Raw genomic sequence first — 19,727 nt, forward strand, 5'->3', positions numbered from 1 at the left:
TGTAAATTATTTTGAGTTGAATATAAATATAGATAATTTTATGGTAATTTATATTTTATAAATTAATTATTTAAATAGATGTAATGTAAATAATAGAGGAGTAATCCCTTGATTAGAAAAAGTAATTCTTTATTAAAAATTTTATTTAGCAGTATTTGTTTGGTATCCGGTTCTGCTATGGCTATTCCAATTACAGATTTGGGTAGGCAAATTGTGAGCGAAAAACCGGGTTCAATATTGTCGCTAGAACAACAAGCTGTGACGGATTTATTTCCTCATGCCGATCAGCGTTTGTTGGTCAATTATCGTAGTCGAGGTGTGAATGGCGAGCCTATCGTTGCCTCAGCGTTTATTTTATTACCAAAAGGAACGCCACCAAAGAATGGCTGGCCGATACTTGCTTGGGCGCATGGTACGACTGGAGTCGCTGATACTTGTGCACCTTCGGGCGATTATGTGGGTGGGCCAGTTCACTCATATCAAGAAGTTGCTTCTAAAGCTTTAGATGCTTGGCTTGCACGTGGCTATGCAGTTGTCGCGCCTGACTATCAAGGCTTAGGCACATTAGGTGCACATCCCTATATGAATGCAAAGAGCCAACTGCATACGGTGGTCGATGCAGTGCGGGCATTACATATGCTCAAGCCGAAAGATTTCAATAAACAGTGGCTGGTAATGGGTCACAGTCAAGGCGGGGCTGCGGCAATTGCAGTGTCTGCCTATGGTCAAAAAGATGCTCCCGAACTAGATTTAAAAGGGGCAATCGCTCTTGCGCCAGGCGGCTATCAATATGAGGGCATTGCAGAATATGTGAAAACTAATCCGAACCCAGAACCAAGTGTGGCAGCATTTTTCCCGATTGTATTATTGGGAGCGCAAGCAGCGGAGCCAAGCATTGTTCCTGAAAATTTAGTCAGTGCAGAAATGAATGCGGTGCTAACTCAAGCGCGCAGTCGTTGTTTATCTGAACTTCAATCTGATTTGAAGAAATCTCCTTCTAGCATATTTCGCCCTAATGCAGACTTAAAATCTCTTTTGGCTTATTTAAAACAGCAGTCTATTGAAAATATGGTGCCTACCGTACCCTTAATGATTGTTCAAGGCTCTAAAGATCATTTAGTTGATCCTAGAGGGACATCTGCTTATTATCAGCAGATATGTAAATTAAAAAAACCAACTATTTATCAAACGATTGATGGTGGAGATCACCGTGATGCACTGCGTCAAAGTAATACGTTTGCCACTCACTTTTTAAATGTCATAGAGAAAAATCAGACAAAATCTTATTGCTCAAATTTTAAGTAAATTGGTTTAAATGCTACAAAAAAGCCGACTTTTCATGAGTCGGCTTTTAAATGTGAGAGGGCAACTTTAGGTCATGTTATAGAGTCTTTCTTTTGGAAAAACTGCGGTAAATGTTGATCCTTCATTTTCTTTAGATTGCACATCTAAATATGCGCCGTGTTGCATCAGCACGTGTTTTACAATTGCTAAGCCTAAACCTGTACCACCTGTTTGGCGACTACGGTCACTGTCAACACGATAAAAGCGTTCGGTCAGTCGTGGCAAATGTTTAGGGTTAATTCCAATGCCCGTGTCTTGCACACTAAAGTAGGCATGTTCACCATCATCATGCCAGCCAATGGTAATAGTTCCGCCTTTTGGCGTGTACTTGATGGCATTGGTAATTAGATTACTAAATGCGCTGGCAATTTCCATGTCAGAACCAATCAGGTCACAGTGGCTATCAATGTGTAAATTGAGCGTGTGTCCATAATCGGCATTGTAGGCCTGAGCATCATCAAACAATTGATTCATTAAGCTCGGCATTTCAATAATCTGATTTTTTGCAATTTTCTTATTATTTTCTAAATTAGATAACAGCAGTAAGTCATTGACCAACGCATTCATACGCTTGGTTTGTGACTGCATTTGATCAAATGCACGTTTCCAGCGAGGACTAATATCTTCCTGATCGGTAAATGTCTCGATATAACCACTGAGCACCGTTAATGGCGTACGAAGTTCATGCGAAATATTATCGACAAAGTCTTTACGCATTTGCTCAAGGTTATGCATACGAGTCACGTCGTAAGCCACCAATAAACGACTTTCTCCACCAAATCTTGTGAGTTTAACCTGCACATAACGGTCATCATCAAAATTTGAGTGAAGCTTAATCCCGTCGGGTGCCTGATCAATATTGTTAAAATATTCAATAAAGGTCGGCTGACGTAAAATGGTTAATAGATTTCGGCCACGGTCGAGAGGACTGATTCCTAACAAACGTTCGGCAGCAGGGTTCCACCACTCGATTTGATGTTGATCATCAATGAGTACCACCGCTTCAGCAAGGGCAACTAATGAAGACTGTGCACGGTCAATTAAACCGACCATTTCCGCCTGAACTATTCGTTCCTGACGCTGAGCACGGTAAACATTAAATAACAATGCCCCCCAAATCCCATTAAGGTTTGGAGGCACGTCATAAGGTTTATTCGCAATCCAGTCATTGACCAGATATAAAGAACGCAACTGGAGTGTAAAAAACACCACGAAGGCGATAAAAATACAGCTCCAGAAATACCCAATACCGAAACCGACTAAACCGGCAATAATTAGAAAAAATAATAAAAGCCGTAAATCTTGTTTGGCAAACGTCCATAAACTACTGTAGCGAGAAAGCTTTTGTTCACGTACCTGTTCAGGGACGGGGTAGGGTTCATACATAAATCTTGGTTAACCTGCGGCTAAATCTGCACGTGTTGAGAAACGGTAGCCAGTTCCACGTACAGTCTGAACAAATCGGTCAACACCAAAAGGTTCTAACACTTTACGTAAACGACGGATATGCACATCGATAGTGCGGTCTTCAATATATACATTACCGCCCCATACCTGATCGAGCAACTGGGCACGCGTATATGCACGTTCTGGATGGGTCATAAAAAACGCAAGTAAGCGATATTCAGTTGGGCCCATATCTAAAATGCTGTTGCCAAAGCTAACACGCTGGCTTACAGGATCAAGAATTAAACCATTGGCATCAATTGTTTTTTCACCACTTAATGCATTGGCACGGCGCAGAACTGCCTTAATACGTGAAACCAATTCACGTGTTGAGAAAGGCTTCGTCATGTAATCATCTGCACCCGCATCAAGGCCTTGTACTTTGTGGTCTTCTTCTCCGCGAGCAGTCAGCATAATCACTGGAATTTCTGCTAGGTTCTCATCGCGTTTTAAGCGGCGACACAAATCGACACCACTTACGCCTCCAGGTAACATCCAATCAAGCAAGATAAGCGCCGGACGTTGGTCGACGATAATTTGATGAGCCTGTTTGGCATCTTCTGCCTGTAAACACTGAAAGCCTGCCATGTCCAAAGAAGTATGGATCATTTCACGAATAGGAAGCTCATCATCGACAATTAAAATATAGTCATCTTTCACAACGCAATATCCTATAGATTTAACGGTGAACCGTTTTGTAGTTATGACAGGCTTATTACAAAGATTAATTATGACAATTTCATTGCAGAAAAGTCTATAAAATTGAATTTAGCAATAATTTGTGACAAAACCAAGGCAAACGTATGACCAAATTATGACATATAACCTAAAGAATTCTTAAAATCATTCAATAAGTTACTACATTAAAGGTTTAACTGGTTTGTCCCATTTATAGCTGTCAAAAAACTTTAATATTATTTTGAAACTTGAGCTAATAAAGATAAGAAAACAATACGGCATGCGGTTAAAACCTGCTCAAGAGACTGTTCAAACCCTCCCATCACCCATCGAATCGCAATTTGAGTGACATATCCATTCAAACCCGTTGCGATTAAAGAGAGCTCATTTTCATGGTGCTGAATTTGGGGCATGGTCAACATAACGAAGGCTTGAATCATGCGATCAAACTGGGCGAGTGTTTCTTGAATGGTAGCCTGATTATGTAATTCTTGTACTAGAACAGCATCGACATAGACAATACGAGCTAATCTCGGGTCATCTTTTAAGGTCGTCAGCAGTGCTCTTAAACCCGCATCGACCATTTTTTCTGGATCGGGTGCAGCTTTAATCACGGCTTGCATCAGATTTTGCTGTAATTCTTCAATCATTTTTAAAAAGATGGTTTGGAATAAATCTTCACTCTTTTTAAATGATTCATAAAAATAACGTTCGGTGAGTTTAGCTTCTTGGCAGACATCTTTTACCGTCACTGAAAAAAAACCAAGAGTTCCGTAGGTTGCAATACCCGCTTCAATCAGTTTTTCACGGCGTGCCTCTTTACGTTCAGATAGAGATAACCCTTTGAACTGACGTTCTTTACTCACACTTTTTGTTTTCTTTTTACTGGTTGAGTCGTTAGTCGCCATAAATAAATTGTTTCCTAAAGAATGGTTTCCTAATTTATAGGTTTTGGCCAAGTATACTCACTATGATAAAGCCCTCTGCATAATTGTGCCATTCTATCTGAAATTACAGTGTACTATATTGACAATGTGTATTGTCAAAATTATATTGAAGGTGTCTAAAGTGCACATGCAATGAACCGATTGTGCAAATCGAAAAACAAAGGATGGACAATGAAAAATTTTAAAAACAAAGTCGCTGCAATTACGGGCGCGGGTTCTGGCATTGGGCAACAGTTAGCAATTCTTTTGGCAAAACAGGGCTGCCATCTTTCGTTGAGTGATATTAATGAAAAAGGATTACAACAAACTGTCGAGCTTTTAAAGCCTTACAGCAATATTACTGTCACCACCAAAAAGCTTGATGTGTCTGATCGTGAAGCGGTAAAGCAGTGGGCGCAAGAAACTGTGCAAGATCACGGTTCTGTTAACCTGATTTTTAACAATGCTGGCGTTGCGTTAGGTTCGACTGTCGAAGGCGCGACCTACGAAGATTTAGAGTGGATTGTTGGGATTAACTTCTGGGGTGTCGTATACGGTACTAAAGAATTTTTACCGTTCATTAAGCAAACCCAAGATGGGCACATTATTAACATCTCGAGTTTATTTGGTCTGACTGCTCAACCCACTCAATCTGGCTATAACGCAACTAAATTTGCTGTGCGTGGCTTTACCGAGTCATTACGCCAAGAGTTAGATATTGAAAAAAGTGGTGTAAGCTCGTTGTGTGTACATCCGGGGGGAATTCGCACCAATATTGCTAAAGCTGCAAAAATGAGTGATAGCTTGAGTACTTTAGGTATGGACCCAGCTAAATCGATTCAAAACTTTGATAAGTTCCTACGTACTCCACCAGAAGAAGCGGCTCGTCAAATCTTGGATGCAGTTTTGAAAAATAAACGCCGTTTATTGATTGGTAGTGATGCAAAATTTCTTGATGCATTGCAGCGTTTGTTCCCAACAGGATATCAACGCGCTTCAACCGTTGTGACTAAATGGATGAAATAAGATTTAAATTAAAAAAAGCCATCACATGATGGCTTTTTTTATGGGGTTTGGATGGTTCTAAATAAGAACTTTGATCGTCTTTTTCTTCCAAATAAATTGATAATACAAGCCTTGGATAATACATAAACTCACAAATGCCAAGGCATACGCAACCCAAATGCCTTTAAGGCCCCACATTGAGCTAAACCAATAAGCACATGGAATTTCAATAAATAAAATGGCAGAGATGTTAATCAGCATTGGAACAGTCACGGTACCGCTCGCACGCATGATAGATGCAAAAATGGCACCTGCACCAAAGAATAAAATCGCCCAAAGTACAATAAACAAAAGCTGTTGACCTAACACCACCACAGTTGGGTCGGTAATAAACAAAGCCATTAAATATTTTGAAAATAGATAACCAAGTGCAATTAAGGTACCTGTAAATAAAAAGTTCATTCCCAGAGCCGTGCGAGTTACTCGTGCTAAGAGATCTGATTTACCCGCACCAATCGCTTGCGCTGCAAAAATTGAGGCTGCGATGGAGATCGAAATCGCTGGAAACTGAATATAGTTGAGCACCTGATTCACTGCTCCATACGCTGCTGTAGCATGTGAACCATAATGGTTAACCAACCCAACAATAACTAAACCCGCCATTGAGGTGGTAATCATTTGAATACCAGTTGGGACGCCTAAGCGTAAAATGATTTTGCTTAGTTCTGGATTATGACGGATATGTTGCAGAAGCTGACGATTCGGCCGAAGTGGATGATTTTTCTTGTTTAGATAAATCGCGAGAAAAATCAAAATAGCCACATAACCCGTGATCGTTGCGATTGCCGGAGCAATAATCCCAAGAGCAGGCAAACCAAAATAACCTTTAAGTAATATTGGGGTAATCACCAAGCCAATCACACTGGTTAAAGCAAGGGCCAGTAAAGGGGTCGTACTGTCTCCCACACCACGTAAAATTGAAGTGTAAATAATATAGACAAACAGAAGCGGGCTACCAGCTAGCATCCACTGAACATAAGGCAAAGAGAGATGCATCACCTTGGGGTCAGTACCCAATAACTCTAAAATATCATGGGCAAAAAACACACCGATAATCGCGGTAATAATTCCACCAATGATGGTCATAAACAGGGTAGAACCAACCACACTTTGGACTTTTTCTATATTTTGCGCGCCCCAAGCTTGTCCTACTAAAACAGTAGTACCTGTTGAAATCCCGATAATAAAAGCGAGGAGCAAAAACAAAATAGGGAAAAAAACCGAGACGGCAGCAATTGCATCTACTCCCATCATTTGACCAACAAAGATGGTGTTAATAGTTCCCGACAAGTTCTGCAAAATATTGGTTGCAATCAAGGGTAGCAAGAAAACAAAAAATGTTTTCCATAGATTTTGCTGTTGAATTAAGGACTGTCTTGGTGGCATGTATTCTCCATCGCCCATCTCTTTGTTGAGCTGGGCGGATATTCAACTTAGCATATTTGGAGTGAATGACTTGTAGTATTTTTACAGTGCTAAGTGGCTAAATTTATTAACATTGATTCAGAATTTCTCCTGCTTTTTGCAGAGTCTCATCGTTTTTAGCAAAGCAGAATCGAATCAAGCGTAAAGACTTAGGGGCTTGCTGGTAGAAAACCGAAACTGGAATTGCCACAATCTTGTGTTGCTCGGCAAGAAACTGACACATTTCCACATCGTTTAAGTCGGGACGAATTTGGCTGTAATCAAGGTTTTGGAAATAAGTACCTTGAGAAGGTTTAAGTAAAAAGCGACTATTGTGAATTGCCTGATTAAATCGGTCTCTTTTCGTTTGGTAAAACTGAGAAAGCTCTTGAATATGTTCTGGATGTTGCTCCATATATTGCGCTAGGGCAATCTGACAAGGAGTCGTGCCACAGAAATTCGCATATTGATAAATCTGGCGGAATAAACGCATTAGCTCAGGTGAAGCGACGCAGTAACCCGTTTTCCATCCCGTCACATGAAAGGTTTTTCCAAAAGACCCAATCACAAAACTACGCTCTCTGAGCTCTGGAAAATGCAATGCACTAAAGTGTTGTTGACCATCAAAAACTAAGTGTTCATAGACTTCATCGGATAAAACCAAAATATTTTTATCTTGAATCAGTTCAATGAGTTCTAACCAGTCTTGTTTTGCCCAAATCGTACCTGTTGGATTATGGGGCGTATTCACCACAATCATACGGGTTTTGTCATTGATCAGATCTTTAACTTGTTGCCAGTTCACCTTAAAGTCAGGTGCTTGCAATGCAATATGAACCGCTTTGCCGCCTGCTAACTCGACAGAAGGGCCATAGCTATCATAACTTGGGTCAAAAATAATGACTTCATCGCCAGCATTGATGCAGGCTTGTATGGCACAAAAAATTGCAATGGTTGCGCCGGGCGTAATCGTGATTTGAGTAACAGGATCAAGTTGAATTTGATCACGCTGCTGAAATTGTAAAGCGAGTTGCTCCCTTAAACCGAGAATACCATCGCCAGGCGGGTACTGATTATGTCCAGCTAAAGTCGCTTGAGATAAGGCTTCAAGTAAGGCTTGTGGCGCCGGAAAATCTGGAAAGCCTTGTGACAGGTTGAGTGCACCTAGACGATGTGCCAGTGCCGTCATGGTACTAAAAATAGTCACGCCTTGAGTGGCTAATTTTGACTGTAGCTGAAGCATATTGTTCTCTTATTAAAAATATTTAAAGTTATAAAATTGACTCAATCACTGCCCGAATTACACCAAGTGTCAAACCAATAAAGGCACCCACTACAACACCATTTACTCGGATCATATGCAAGTCGCCACCGACTTCGTTTTCAATTTTTCCAATCATTTCACGTGAGTCCCACTCATGAATGCGCTCACTCACATAGCGTATGATTTTATGGCTATATTGGTCCGTAAAGTTCATGGCAAGTCCTGTCATTTCTTTGTTGAGAACTTCACGTACTTTTACATTTTGGACAAGGTTTTCACCCAACTGCTGAATGGCAGCTCTGAGGTTCATTGCAATACCAGAGTCTTCTTTCATTAAATCTTCTTTAATGGCATCGCATAAAATAGTGACAGCACCACTAATGAAATTTAGAACTTGAGGACTATCAAGGAGCGCATCTTTGCCACTATTTAGACGTTGGCTGGCAATACTCTCAGGGTTTGCCAACTCCAGCATGAGCGAGTGGGCAATAGTTTCAATTTCCTGTCGCCATGGGTGTTCATGGTCAGCCAGCATTGATTCTACTTTTTCAACCAGTGAATCAATGGTGCGCTGCTGAACATCAATACCGATCCAGCTTGCACCTTTTGCAAGAGACCAGACGCCCAGCGCTTTAAACATTTTTCTTGTCAATTCGCGAGTTTTATCCGGATTTTGTACCACCCACTCATGCGCGATATCGAGGCCACGTTGCAGTACATCTTGATGGAAATCATTTTCCAATACTGCACGCAGCATTTCACTCGCAAGTTTATTGACTTGAGTGTTACGCACCCATTGCACACTATTGTTTTGCACGAAATTGGCAATTTGTTCTTGGCTAACAAATTCAAAAACTTTAGGTACAGTTTGTTGAATGAGCCGCACCACTTGTGTATTGTTTTGCGGACTTGCCAACCATTGACCGATTGCGAGGCTTAAGTCTGTTTTTTCTAAGCTTTTTTCGACCACTTGAGGCGAAAGAAAATTTTCCTGTACAAAACGGCCCATTGACTCTGCAATGCGTGCCTTGTTACGCGGAATAATCTCGGTATGGTCCCGTAAAAACTTAGGAATTGGTAACTTACCAAAAGGGTTGCGAAACAGAACTGTAATTGCGTACCAATCGGCTAGACCACCCACTACACCTGCTTCGGCCCCTAGCATCAAAATATGAATAAAACCTGTGTATTCTGGCAGAAAACGGTCGGCTACCATCAGTGCAATCCACAGCACAACGACGATGATCAGCGCTAGGGTAGCAAAATATTTACTACGTTTAAGACTGGGCACGTGGTGAACTTCTTCTGCCATACTCATAAATTTATCCTATTCATTTTTGTTTTACTGGAGGCTCGGGTGGTGGCAACAGCGCTCCTGTCGGACTCAATCCATATTTTTGTCCGATTGATTTCAAGATCAAGGTTGCATCAAAAGCGTCTTGAGGAGCCTGCTTTTGATCCCGATAACATTCAATAGTATACGACACTTGAACAGGGTCGATATTGACCACTTGTGGGAAATCATAGAACGGATCATGCCAGAAACCCGGATAGCGACGACCATAACCATAAGGATAAAAGCTTGGAGCTGATGGATAAACCACAGCCTGACGTGGTGGTTTCTGACTTTGGTTACTTGGGTCATTCAGTACTTTAAAAAAGCGGAAACCTTTTTGTACGGTCGTTTGCGCTGATTTTACCAAAGTGATTTCTTCAGCTGCACCGTAACTCATATTCGGATCGGCTTGAAAACTAATACGAAACGTTTGCGCATTTAAAGGGTATGCGGAAAACTGACCAAGTTGATCAAAGGTTTTTGGTTTACTTGGAGTCGTTGCACAAGCAGTTAAGGTTAAGGCAGTGCCTAATGCTAAACAAAGAGAGAGATATTTCATGGTGAACTCCCAGCTGAGCATTAAAACAAAGATGACTCAGCATTAAAAATTAAGAAGCTTTAAAAACTACTGTTCGGTTCTAATAAAAATTCGGTTTCCTCTGGAGTAGAAACACGTCCGAGAATGGTATTGCGATGAGGATAACGTCCAAAGCGATCTATAATCACTTTATGCTTTTTCTCAAAACTTAAATTAATTTCATTGCCGAGGCGTTGAAAAAGTTTCAAGGCAAACTCATGGATCAATTTTGATTCACTATGCATAAATGGCATATATAAAAAAGAGCGTTGCTCTGGATTAAGCTGTGCATCGAGTTGCAAACTAATTGCTTCTTGTGCCAAAGCTAATGCCAAGCTGTCATAGGCAAAAGATTGGGGCTGATCACGATAGATGTTGCGAGAAAACTGGTCTAGTACAATAATCTCTGCCAAACGACCTTCAGCCGTTTTTCGCCAAGACCAGAGTTCTGCTTGAGTTGCCTGTCGATGAACATCAGAAAAATTTTCACGGATTTTTTTGTCAAAATCATCACTTTTCGCAAACCAAAGTGAACGGTGTTCAGGTGAAAACCAGAAGTTTAAAATGTCTTGATCGTTCATGATATTGACAACTCTTTAGCAATTATTCTTCAATAAAATCACAATTCTTTCGTGTCTTAAATAACAAGATTGTGATAAAAATTGCCAAACTGGAATGATGTGATTATATAAGTAACCGTATCATCTCACGATTTTGTATATAGTGATCTTTAATAAGCGAGCAAATGCATGAGTCAACCCACTACACCATCTCAATCAGTTATTCCTGCTTGGGTGGATTCGTCGCTACTACAAGGCATGTTACGTGGAATAGAGCGTGAAAGCCTACGTATGCAAAGTAATGGGTTCTTATCACAAGAGTTACATCCGAAGGCATTAGGTTCGGCGTTAACACATCCAAAAATTACGACTGATTATTCAGAAGCGTTGATGGAGTTTATTACCTCACCTAAGCCAACGATTGAAGAAGCTTTGCATGAGCTCACCGATATTCATGCGGTTGTGCATCGTCATTTAGAAAATGGTGAAAAACTCTGGCCGCTGTCTATGCCATGTATGTTAGACGACAATGAAGAACGGATTCGTCTAGCGCAATATGGCACTTCTAATATTGGCCGTTTTAAAACACTCTATCGCCGTGGGTTAGGAATTCGATATGGTCGTCGTATGCAAACCATTTCAGGGGTGCATTACAACCTATCTTTCCCAGATACACTTTTTGCTGAGCTACAAGCTCATGAAACTGACAAACAATTAAAATCATTAAGTTTGCAGGATTACCGTAGCCATCGTTATTTTGGCCTTATTCGTAATTTTATTCGTTTAACACCACTGGTTATGTTCTTGGTAGGGGCAAGCCCAACAGTCTGTCGCTGTTTCTTGACCGGACATAAACATCATTTGTTGCCTTTAATCAAAGGTTCATACTATTTACCGTATGCTACAGCTTTGCGTATGGGACGATTGGGTTATCAAAACTCAGCACAAAAAAGCTTGGGTATTCATTACAACAATTTGTCTGGCTATCTGGATGGTTTACAAAAAGCCGTTCATTCTCCTTACCCACCATTTAGCCGTTTAGGGTTAAATGATGCATCTGGTGAGCCGTTGCAAATTAATGATCATGTTTTGCAGATCGAGAATGAATATTACAGTCTCGTACGTCCAAAACAGGTGCCTCAAGTAGGGGAAACACCGTCTCAAGCATTAAAAAATAGAGGTGTCGGTTATGTTGAGTTACGTGCTGTAGATGTAAATCCATACTCGGCAATTGGCGTTGATGAAACGACGGCAGGCTTCCTTGAAGTGTTAGCACTTTATTGTCTGTTAAGTGATAGTCCAGACTTGTTATGTCCTGAGCAAGACTTGGTTGAGAAAAATCAGACAGAGGTGGTCAACCGAGGTCGAGCGCCAAACGCAACCATTACAGATTTAACAGGGTCGTATCACATCGAAGATTGGGCACGTTTATATATTGCAAAAATGCAAGATTGTGCGCAGCTACTCGATCAGACCTATGCAACGAACTTGTATGGTTCAGCTTTGGCGGTCATGCAAGCACGAATTGATGAAGTTGATGAAACTTTATCTGCCCATGTCATTGACGATACGTTAAAGCATGGTGGAACTTGGAGTTTTGGTAGTCACATGGCTCAGTTACATGCTGAAAGTTATGAACAGCATGAGCTTAGTGTGGAAACTTTGAAACATTTTGAACAGTTGGCTGCGCAATCTTTACAGCAGCAAGAAAAACTTGAGCAAGATACCACGATCAGTTTTGATCAATATCTTGAACAATATCGATAATAAAACGAGGTTTTACATGCGATTAAGTTACCGTTTGGTGAGTGGACTACTTGTTTTGGCAAGTATAGTCGGCATGTCTTTTGCGTTGTATCTGGAACATGTAAAAGGTTTAGAGCCATGTCCGCTCTGTATTTTTCAACGTGTTGGCTTAATGGCGATGGGCCTTGTAGCACTCATAGCCTTTTTGCATAACCCAGTTTCCAATGCGGTTAAACGTTTTTATGCATTTTTAGCAGGCATTGCAATTTTATGGTCAGTAGGTGTGGCAGGACGTCATGTCTGGTTGCAACATTTACCACCAGATCAAGTACCAAGCTGTGGCCCGGGTTTAAATTATCTAATTGATGCCTTACCAATGAAAACGGTTTTACAAGAAGTATTGTCGGGTTCAGGTGAATGTGCAGCAATTGATTGGACCTTTTTAGGTCAATCTTTACCAGTTTGGTCATTGGTCTATTTCCTCTTACTATTACTGGTCTGTTTATGGCAGTTATTCCGTTTTTATCCAGTATTTAAGACAACCAAAAAAAGAGCTTAAAGCTCTTTAAAAAAGCCCAACACTATGTTGGGCTTTTTATTGCTTTGGAATAGGTCAAAATATAAAAAAACGAATTAAAAAAAAGCATAATCATGTAGACAGATAGTTCTGTTTTTTATAAAGTGCAGCCGTTTATATATCCTTATGATTATAAAAAATGCTTTTTAATATCTTTAATGTTTTGGAAAAAATAGGGTTAAGTGCGCAGAAACGTGCCGTCCATGTGCAATTTTCTAATGAACTACTCAATAGCCAAGTTTTTTTACAACGTATAGAAGGCCAACATCAGCTAAATGGGGGATTGGAAGCTGAGTTGATCTGCCTTTCAACGAGTGCCCAAATTGCATTGAAGCAGTTTATAGGGGTGCAAGTTGCCGTTGATCAGGTCACTGATTCTGGACAATTATTCCGAACTACAGGAATTGTGACAGAAGCGAGTTATGGCCAGAGTGACGGTGCTTTAACGCTTTATAAACTCACCTTAAAAGACGCGACAAACTTATGGCACAAGCGCCGTAATAGTCGTGTTTTTATGAATAAAAGCATTATTGAAGTCACGGAAGTTTTATTTAAAGAATGGCAAGAAAGAAGTCCACTTTTTGCGACAAGTTTAAGTCTCGACCTCAGTGGGTTAAGCCAGAGTTATGATATTCGCCCATTTATCATGCAGCACAATGAGTCTGATTATGACTTTCTTACACGCTTGTGGCGAAGTGAAGGCGTTAGCTGGCTAATTGATGAAGCAGAGCTTTTTGTTCCTTACTTTACTGTACCTATACAACCTCAAAAACTAAGACTCATTGATGACAATAGCCAGTACCAAGCTTTAGCACGTCGTAGTATTCGCTATCACAGAAGTAGTGCGACAGAATATCAAGATAGCATTACGGGTTTTGTAGCGGTGCGGACTCTGCAACCGACAGCGGTACATGTGCAGCGTTGGCAACCCGATGCTCTGGCACACGAAGAAGGTGTAGGTTCAGTGATCACTACACACCTACATTCAGAGCAATTTGATTCAGCGAGTTTGAGCCTTGAACAAGCATGGCATATGAGTCCAGCTTGGATGCAAGATTTGAAAGGGGAAGATCAGGCTACTGCTTCAAGTAGTAATCAGCTAGAGAAATTGAATCAGCAATTTACGGATATGTACGCGAGTCGGGCCAAATATTTTAAGGCTTATAGTAGCGTCCGTGATAGTCAAGTCGGCTATTGGTTTAATTTACAGGAGCATCCTGAAATTGATCAGCATGAAGGGGCTGATCAAGAGTTCCTGATTATTGCTAAAAATTTCTATAACCAAAATAACTTACCAAAAGATTTACATCAGCAAGTGAGCCAATTGTTAACCCAAAGTCGTTGGGATCAACATGGTTATAATGATATTGAGCGCCAAGGTAATGAGCTGACCCTAATACGCTGTCAGATCAAGACGGCACCTGAATATAATCCAGAACAGCATCGCCCAATTGCTTACCCGCAAAGAGCCAAAGTCGTGGGGCCAGAGGGAGAGGCTATTCATGTTGATGAATGGGGGCGCATTAAGGTGCGTTTTCTATTTACTCGTAGTGATGATCATGGGCATGATGGTGGCGCAGGTAGCAATGATAATGATACCGACTCGGCTTGGGTGGATGTACTGACTCCTTGGGCAGGCGAGGGCTATGGAGCACGCTTCTTGCCACGTATTGGTGAAGTGGTGGTCATTGACTTCTTTGATGGCAATATTGACCGTCCATTTGTGACTGGGCGCATCCATGAAGCGCAGCGCTCACCAACCAAGTTCGATGTGAAAGGGCAGCTTCCTGATACTAAAAAACTGAGCGGAATTCGCAGTCAGGAAATCAGTGGTAGTGGCTTTAACCAATTACGCTTTGATGACACAACGGGGCAAATTAGTACCCAATTACAAAGTAGCCATGCAGCGACACAGCTGAATTTGGGTAATTTAAGCCATCCGAAAGAACAAGCGACGAGTCAGGGTCGTGGTGAAGGCTTTGAGCTAAGAACAGATGCTTGGGGAGCTGTGCGTGCGGGTAAAGGCATGCTCATCAGTACCTATGCACAAGAGCAAGCTATTGCAGACCACTTAGAGGCTGCACAAGCACAATCCTTACTTTCACAAGGTTATGAAAGCATGAAAATGCTCAGTGAAGTTGCAGCAAAGCAACAAACTGATGCTTTGAACGTGATTAATCGCTTACCCAAATTTATCCAGTCACTTGAGCTAAAAACTACAGGACAGGCATTAAATAGTACAGTGAACCTATTTAAAGAAGGGATTAATAAAGATCCTATTCACGCTTTAAAAGACTGTGGTGGCTTTATTCAAGATATTGGTGCACTAGGTGGAAATGCAAAAGGCGTTGTAGATGAATTTAATGCTTTCTTTACCGATGCCAAAGATGCAGTGGAAAACTTAAAAGTGTTCATCGAAAACGTTGAAGAACATGGTGCTGACATCATTAAAGGAAAACTTGCTAGCATTAAAGACCGCATTCATAAAAATCCATTTGAAAGTATTCAAGAGGTTGGAAAAGTCTTAGCGAATGTCGAGACTAAAGACTTTGACATGATGAGTGTATGTGGAACGTTTAGTAAAGGCAGTAAATTGGAAGTATCACCTTCTAAAGCATTAAGTTCTTTGCAAGGCTTTATGGAAGGTTATACCCAAGGTTTAGAAAGTAGTTCCGATACTAAACAGCAAGAACAAGGCAAAATTTTTAGACAAGCCTTGATGTTATTAGCATCGCCAAATGGCATTGCATTGACGACACCTGAAAATATCATTTTGCAAGCTTCGCAAGATATTGCAGAAAGTGCTAGTGGCTCAATTAACTTAAGTGCACAGAAAAATATCATTGGGCACGCGCAAGACAAGATCAGTTTGTTTGCCGCGCAAAAGGGTTTGCGTGCTTATGCAGCGAAAGGAAAGCTCGAACTACAAGCACAAGACGATGCTATTGAAGCAATTGCGAAGAAGGTGATTAAGCTTATTTCTACTGAAGAAAAAATCGAGCTTACCAGTCCAAAAGAAATTGTATTAACAGCAGGTGGGTCACAGCTCAAAATTAATGCGGATGGCGTATTTTCAACAACAGGCGGTAAGTTTGAAAGTAAAGCTGGGCAGCATTTATTTACGGGTGGGGCAAAGGTTTCTTATGAGGTACCTGAGTTACCGAATACCCCAACTTTTAGTAACCGTTTAGATATTTATGATCTATTTTGGGAAAGTGATTTTAGCAAACTTAGCTATAAAGCGTTCATACCAGATACAAATTCATTTACTTCAGGAGCTATAGATGAGCATGGACGAACAGGAAAAATCGGTACTCCTGATCCAACAAATGTTCAAGTTTTAATTGGCTCTGATGATGAATGGGGGCTTTTAATTGATAGTTTTGATGAAGATGACATTTTGGAAGATCAGAGCATAAATAGTAATAACTCTGCAATTGATAATAATATTGAAGATAGGGGCTGAAAATGAATAAAAAATCATTAGTTACAATACAAATCTTAGATTTATTTGGTAGCCCAATTTCAAAAGCACAATATGAAGTAAAAAATCAGAGAACGGGGCAAGTTATCGCTGCTGGAACAACAAACTCATCTGGATGTATTGTTGAAATCAGCCGAGATAAAGGAACTGCTTTAGATGTATATATTAAAAGTATGTTTAAAGGCTCAATGGTTAAAGTACAAAGTTTTGTAATGTATAAAGACCGAATGGTCGTAAAAATTACAAGTCCCAAAGTACTTTTAAATTTAAAAACATTAACAAATCAAGGTAATAATGGGCAATATAAAAGAAAAACACATATTGTTAAAAAGGGTGATACGCTATTTGAAATAGCACAAAAAAATCACACGACCGTTCGAGCACTAGAACGTTTAAATAAAATAGACGATCCAAATAAGATCAGTATTGGTCAAGTAATTAAACTGCCAGTTCATATTCCTGCTTCTGGAAACCATTCACATCAAGACAAATCTAAACATAAGCACTCAGCTCAACCTGTAAATAAACCTACTGCTAGCAGTACAAAAACTACTCCAGCTCCAGCAGCAAAAAGACCAGCTAATCCTACTTCCCAAACAAAACAAGAAAATGGGCTTCCAGAAAAAGTACATCAACTTTATGAAGATACTAAAAAAGCACTGAATGAAGCTGCAAGTTCAGCTTCTAAAATTTTGACTGTTGATGATCGTAGTCAAGATGGAGGTACTCCTAAAGCAAATACTACAAATATTTGTAAGACCAATCCTCAATGTATTTCCAGTGGTAAAAGTGAGTTAATTAGAGAAGTTAATATTCGCTTAGCAGGTTTCGGTGGAGCATTACCAACAGATGAATTTACAGAACTGACTGCAACATGTATTAAACAATTTCAACGGGATTATATGGGGGTTCCAGACACTGGGAAGATTTGTGGTTCTGTTTTAGTTGCTTTAGATCAATTTTATGATGAATACCCCATTTCTAGCTTCATGGGAAAAGCTGCATGTAATTGTGGTAAGTGTTCTGGTTTTGGAAATGGAAAGATGGGAGTGCAATCAGGTATAAATACTGCTAATGAATATCCAGGTATTCATAGATCTTTAATTTGGATATTAAAATCCTTAAATTTTTATTTAAAAAATGAATTTAAAGATAAGAAAATTAATGTGGCATATATAGAATCTGGTTATAGATGCATTGAAAATAATAAGAAACATGAGAGAACATCTGTAAACCATATGGGGCTAGCTCTGGATATACATTTTCATAAAAATGGAGTTAGAACACGAGAACTAAGTGATATGGAATTTATTCGAAAAAATATTATGGCAAAAAAAATGGGGGCATCTGAACAAAGAATCAGGGATAAAATTTATTTAGAACCTAAAGTCTTTAGAAGTGGAGAGGCTGGTGCAACTTCTTGGGTGCATTTTGATATTACAATGTTTCTAGATAAATATTTTAATAATAATATGTTTAAAATAAAAGTAAGTGACTTAAATGGAATTAAACTAGTTGATCTTGCGGCTTCGTCACGTATTTTAAGTTGTGGGGGCATAGTTGCATTACCAAAATCTCAAAATAATATAACAGATGAACTAGTTTTAAGTAATGAAGATATTATAGACATTATGAAAGTAACCGAAACTGAAGTTATAAAATTTAAGACAGAAAAATATTTTTTAGAACAAGCGGCTGGCGTTGTCGATACTATTATGAATAGAACTAAATCAGGAGTATGGGGAAATAGTGTAAGAAAAGTTGTGAATGCTGATAGGCAATTTTCTAAAATTACTGGACCGAAGAGTTTGGACCCATATGGTAGCGTTGAAAATATGCCTATGTCGCATGTAAGCAGAAAAGTTAGAAATTTTGTTAATAGTTATCTTTTAGAGCGAGCTAACGGAAAAAAATCAATTATTGGAGAGAATCTAAACTATGCAAATAAATATTACTCAGATGAAAAGAACAGAAAAGCTTGGGTAGATAAATTTCATAATGAGGCGGTGAAAAATGGTATGATACTTGGTACAGGTAAAGCTATACATGCCCACGGAACGGTTCGAGAGTTAAGAGATAAAATGCCAAAACCGTTTAAAATTGTTCTACCTAAGGATTTCAAAGGAATTTAATATGTTTGGAAAGTATGTATTTTATACAGGTTGGTTGTTAGCAACCTTGAGTTTAAGTGTATCGGCATGTGCAGATAATTCAAAAGTGAATTGTAATACAAATAATGTTTATAGAGATTTAAAATGCTTAGAGAAAGAAAATAAAAAATTAATTAATCAGCTGGATAATAAAAAAAATAAAGAAAGAAAAGATTATAATCAATGGATAAAAGAAATAAAAAATAAATGCGAAGGTAAGATAAGCTATGCTTCTGGAGAGGGGGCTGGTTTAATTAAAAATCAGTGTTATCGAGAAGAGTATTTGTCTAGACTCTCTTTTATTAATACGGGAAAAGTTAAAAAAAGTGACACAAATATTCATGGTTTAGAATTAACGTATTTACCATATAATTCGAATGATCATCTTAAATGTATCATGAAAAAAGAGGTAAATAGTTGTTCTAAAGTTAATTTAGTTAAATCATCTAATCTAATTAAATATTATCCATTTATTTCACCTGCATATGGCGATAGCATTGTTCTGCCTGAAACAGATGACAGTAAACAAATAATTGTTTCTCCTTTTGAAGACAATGAAGATGAAGGTCCACAGTTAGAAATTTCTATTATTAATGCTTTTGGTGTGGTAGAACAAAAAACTATATCTGCAAACAAAAATGTAATAATCGATAAAAACTATAATTTAATTTATAAAGAAGGAAATAAAGAAAAAATATTAAAATTAAAATAAGATAATAGAAATTAATATAGTATATAAATTTTTAAGAATAAGTAATTGATCGAAAGGCAGTCAATATTTGCTGTTTTTTGATCAATTCTATTTTGTTATTTTATATTATTTTGTATTGAGGTATATTATTGTTTAGTTGGCTCTTAAAATAAGGTTTATTATAGGGAACTATTAAAGTGAATAATTTAAAAGCTAAAATTTTTAAATCTGAGTTTAAAAAAGATATAATAGTAAATATCTATTATTTATTAAAGGAGTTGCGATATAAATTATCAATTTTAATAATATACTATTAGTCTTTAATTTGATGATCTGCTCAAATACTGTGGAATATAAAATGTAATAGTTAGATGAAAAAATATATAATAAAAGTGAGCATGAGTTGAATAGTATAAATTTTGATGTTAAAAGCTATATTAATAGTAATAAAAGCGAAGTTAAGCATCTTTTTGATACTT

At 38.9% G+C, this 19,727-nt stretch carries 15 protein-coding genes; 7 read left to right on the forward strand and 8 right to left on the reverse strand.

Going from position 1 to position 19,727, the window contains the following annotated elements:
- Positions 1 to 108: 108 nt before the first annotated feature.
- Complete coding sequence (locus SOI76_RS00500; RefSeq protein WP_205668438.1) at positions 109 to 1,305, forward strand: alpha/beta fold hydrolase; 1,197 nt, start codon at positions 109 to 111, stop codon at positions 1,303 to 1,305.
- Between the two features lie 66 nt (positions 1,306 to 1,371).
- Here SOI76_RS00500 and phoR read toward each other — a convergent pair whose 3' ends face one another.
- The 3 genes from phoR to SOI76_RS00515 form a co-directional block, all read right to left on the reverse strand.
- Positions 1,372 to 2,730 (reverse strand): phosphate regulon sensor histidine kinase PhoR, encoded by a 1,359-nt coding sequence (phoR, locus tag SOI76_RS00505; RefSeq protein ID WP_002121907.1) that lies wholly within the window; start codon positions 2,728 to 2,730, stop codon positions 1,372 to 1,374.
- A gap of 9 nt (positions 2,731 to 2,739) precedes the next feature.
- Complete coding sequence (gene phoB, locus SOI76_RS00510) at positions 2,740 to 3,450, reverse strand: phosphate regulon transcriptional regulator PhoB (protein ID WP_000650776.1); 711 nt, start codon at positions 3,448 to 3,450, stop codon at positions 2,740 to 2,742.
- Positions 3,451 to 3,704: 254 nt separating this feature from the next.
- A complete protein-coding gene (locus SOI76_RS00515; protein ID WP_000224580.1) occupies positions 3,705 to 4,376 on the reverse strand; it encodes a TetR/AcrR family transcriptional regulator in 672 nt (223 codons plus the stop codon).
- Between the two features lie 210 nt (positions 4,377 to 4,586).
- Between SOI76_RS00515 and SOI76_RS00520 the strand changes: the two genes are divergently transcribed.
- On the forward strand, positions 4,587 to 5,420 hold the full coding sequence (locus SOI76_RS00520) for an SDR family NAD(P)-dependent oxidoreductase (RefSeq protein ID WP_002121857.1): 834 nt from the start codon (positions 4,587 to 4,589) through the stop codon (positions 5,418 to 5,420).
- Positions 5,421 to 5,477: 57 nt separating this feature from the next.
- Here the strand turns inward: SOI76_RS00520 and ypnP are convergent, their stop codons facing one another.
- From ypnP to SOI76_RS00545, 5 genes are all read right to left on the reverse strand, one after another.
- On the reverse strand, positions 5,478 to 6,845 hold the full coding sequence (gene ypnP / locus SOI76_RS00525) for an MATE family efflux transporter (protein ID WP_032054538.1): 1,368 nt from the start codon (positions 6,843 to 6,845) through the stop codon (positions 5,478 to 5,480).
- 106 nt (positions 6,846 to 6,951) lie between these two features.
- Complete coding sequence (gene ybdL / locus SOI76_RS00530) at positions 6,952 to 8,106, reverse strand: pyridoxal phosphate-dependent aminotransferase (protein ID WP_104080010.1); 1,155 nt, start codon at positions 8,104 to 8,106, stop codon at positions 6,952 to 6,954.
- A 28-nt stretch (positions 8,107 to 8,134) separates the two neighbouring features.
- Entirely contained in the window at positions 8,135 to 9,445 is a 1,311-nt protein-coding gene (locus tag SOI76_RS00535) for a DUF445 domain-containing protein (protein WP_104080011.1), read from the reverse strand.
- Positions 9,446 to 9,458: 13 nt separating this feature from the next.
- Positions 9,459 to 10,022: a CC0125/CC1285 family lipoprotein gene (locus SOI76_RS00540; protein ID WP_002122008.1), complete on the reverse strand. Its 564-nt coding sequence runs from the start codon at positions 10,020 to 10,022 to the stop codon at positions 9,459 to 9,461.
- Between the two features lie 59 nt (positions 10,023 to 10,081).
- The gene (locus tag SOI76_RS00545) at positions 10,082 to 10,621 is read right to left on the reverse strand and encodes a DUF924 family protein (protein WP_032054534.1); all 540 of its coding nucleotides are present in this window, start codon (positions 10,619 to 10,621) and stop codon (positions 10,082 to 10,084) included.
- 168 nt (positions 10,622 to 10,789) lie between these two features.
- On the opposite strand from SOI76_RS00545, the gene gshA reads away from it, so the two are divergent.
- The 5 genes from gshA to SOI76_RS00570 all read left to right on the forward strand — a co-directional run bounded on the left by gshA (position 10,790) and on the right by SOI76_RS00570 (position 19,269).
- Positions 10,790 to 12,367: a glutamate--cysteine ligase gene (gshA, locus tag SOI76_RS00550; RefSeq protein ID WP_104080012.1), complete on the forward strand. Its 1,578-nt coding sequence runs from the start codon at positions 10,790 to 10,792 to the stop codon at positions 12,365 to 12,367.
- Between the two features lie 16 nt (positions 12,368 to 12,383).
- Positions 12,384 to 12,905 (forward strand): disulfide bond formation protein B, encoded by a 522-nt coding sequence (locus tag SOI76_RS00555; protein WP_002121896.1) that lies wholly within the window; start codon positions 12,384 to 12,386, stop codon positions 12,903 to 12,905.
- A 157-nt stretch (positions 12,906 to 13,062) separates the two neighbouring features.
- A complete protein-coding gene (locus SOI76_RS00560; RefSeq protein ID WP_104080013.1) occupies positions 13,063 to 16,389 on the forward strand; it encodes a type VI secretion system Vgr family protein in 3,327 nt (1,108 codons plus the stop codon).
- Positions 16,390 to 16,391: 2 nt separating this feature from the next.
- Positions 16,392 to 18,539, forward strand: coding sequence for a LysM peptidoglycan-binding domain-containing protein (locus SOI76_RS00565; RefSeq protein WP_104080014.1), 2,148 nt, complete (start codon positions 16,392 to 16,394; stop codon positions 18,537 to 18,539).
- 1 nt (position 18,540) lies between these two features.
- Entirely contained in the window at positions 18,541 to 19,269 is a 729-nt protein-coding gene (locus tag SOI76_RS00570) for a hypothetical protein (RefSeq protein ID WP_104080015.1), read from the forward strand.
- Positions 19,270 to 19,727 lie beyond the last annotated feature (458 nt).

This window comes from Acinetobacter pittii (assembly GCF_034064985.1).
Lineage (GTDB): Bacteria > Pseudomonadota > Gammaproteobacteria > Pseudomonadales > Moraxellaceae > Acinetobacter > Acinetobacter pittii_H.

What these genes read in the sequence shown, in the direction of transcription:
- phoR (WP_002121907.1), bottom strand. Translation starts at nt 2,730, where the DNA reads ATGTATGAACCCTACCCCGTCCCTGAACAGGTACGTGAACAAAAGCTT.
- SOI76_RS00515 (WP_000224580.1), bottom strand. Translation starts at nt 4,376, where the DNA reads ATGGCGACTAACGACTCAACCAGTAAAAAGAAAACAAAAAGTGTGAGT.
- SOI76_RS00520 (WP_002121857.1), top strand. Translation starts at nt 4,587, where the DNA reads ATGAAAAATTTTAAAAACAAAGTCGCTGCAATTACGGGCGCGGGTTCT.
- ypnP (WP_032054538.1), bottom strand. Translation starts at nt 6,845, where the DNA reads ATGCCACCAAGACAGTCCTTAATTCAACAGCAAAATCTATGGAAAACA.
- ybdL (WP_104080010.1), bottom strand. Translation starts at nt 8,106, where the DNA reads ATGCTTCAGCTACAGTCAAAATTAGCCACTCAAGGCGTGACTATTTTT.
- SOI76_RS00535 (WP_104080011.1), bottom strand. Translation starts at nt 9,445, where the DNA reads ATGAGTATGGCAGAAGAAGTTCACCACGTGCCCAGTCTTAAACGTAGT.
- SOI76_RS00540 (WP_002122008.1), bottom strand. Translation starts at nt 10,022, where the DNA reads ATGAAATATCTCTCTCTTTGTTTAGCATTAGGCACTGCCTTAACCTTA.
- SOI76_RS00545 (WP_032054534.1), bottom strand. Translation starts at nt 10,621, where the DNA reads ATGAACGATCAAGACATTTTAAACTTCTGGTTTTCACCTGAACACCGT.
- gshA (WP_104080012.1), top strand. Translation starts at nt 10,790, where the DNA reads ATGAGTCAACCCACTACACCATCTCAATCAGTTATTCCTGCTTGGGTG.
- SOI76_RS00555 (WP_002121896.1), top strand. Translation starts at nt 12,384, where the DNA reads ATGCGATTAAGTTACCGTTTGGTGAGTGGACTACTTGTTTTGGCAAGT.
- SOI76_RS00560 (WP_104080013.1), top strand. Translation starts at nt 13,063, where the DNA reads ATGCTTTTTAATATCTTTAATGTTTTGGAAAAAATAGGGTTAAGTGCG.
- SOI76_RS00565 (WP_104080014.1), top strand. Translation starts at nt 16,392, where the DNA reads ATGAATAAAAAATCATTAGTTACAATACAAATCTTAGATTTATTTGGT.
- SOI76_RS00570 (WP_104080015.1), top strand. Translation starts at nt 18,541, where the DNA reads ATGTTTGGAAAGTATGTATTTTATACAGGTTGGTTGTTAGCAACCTTG.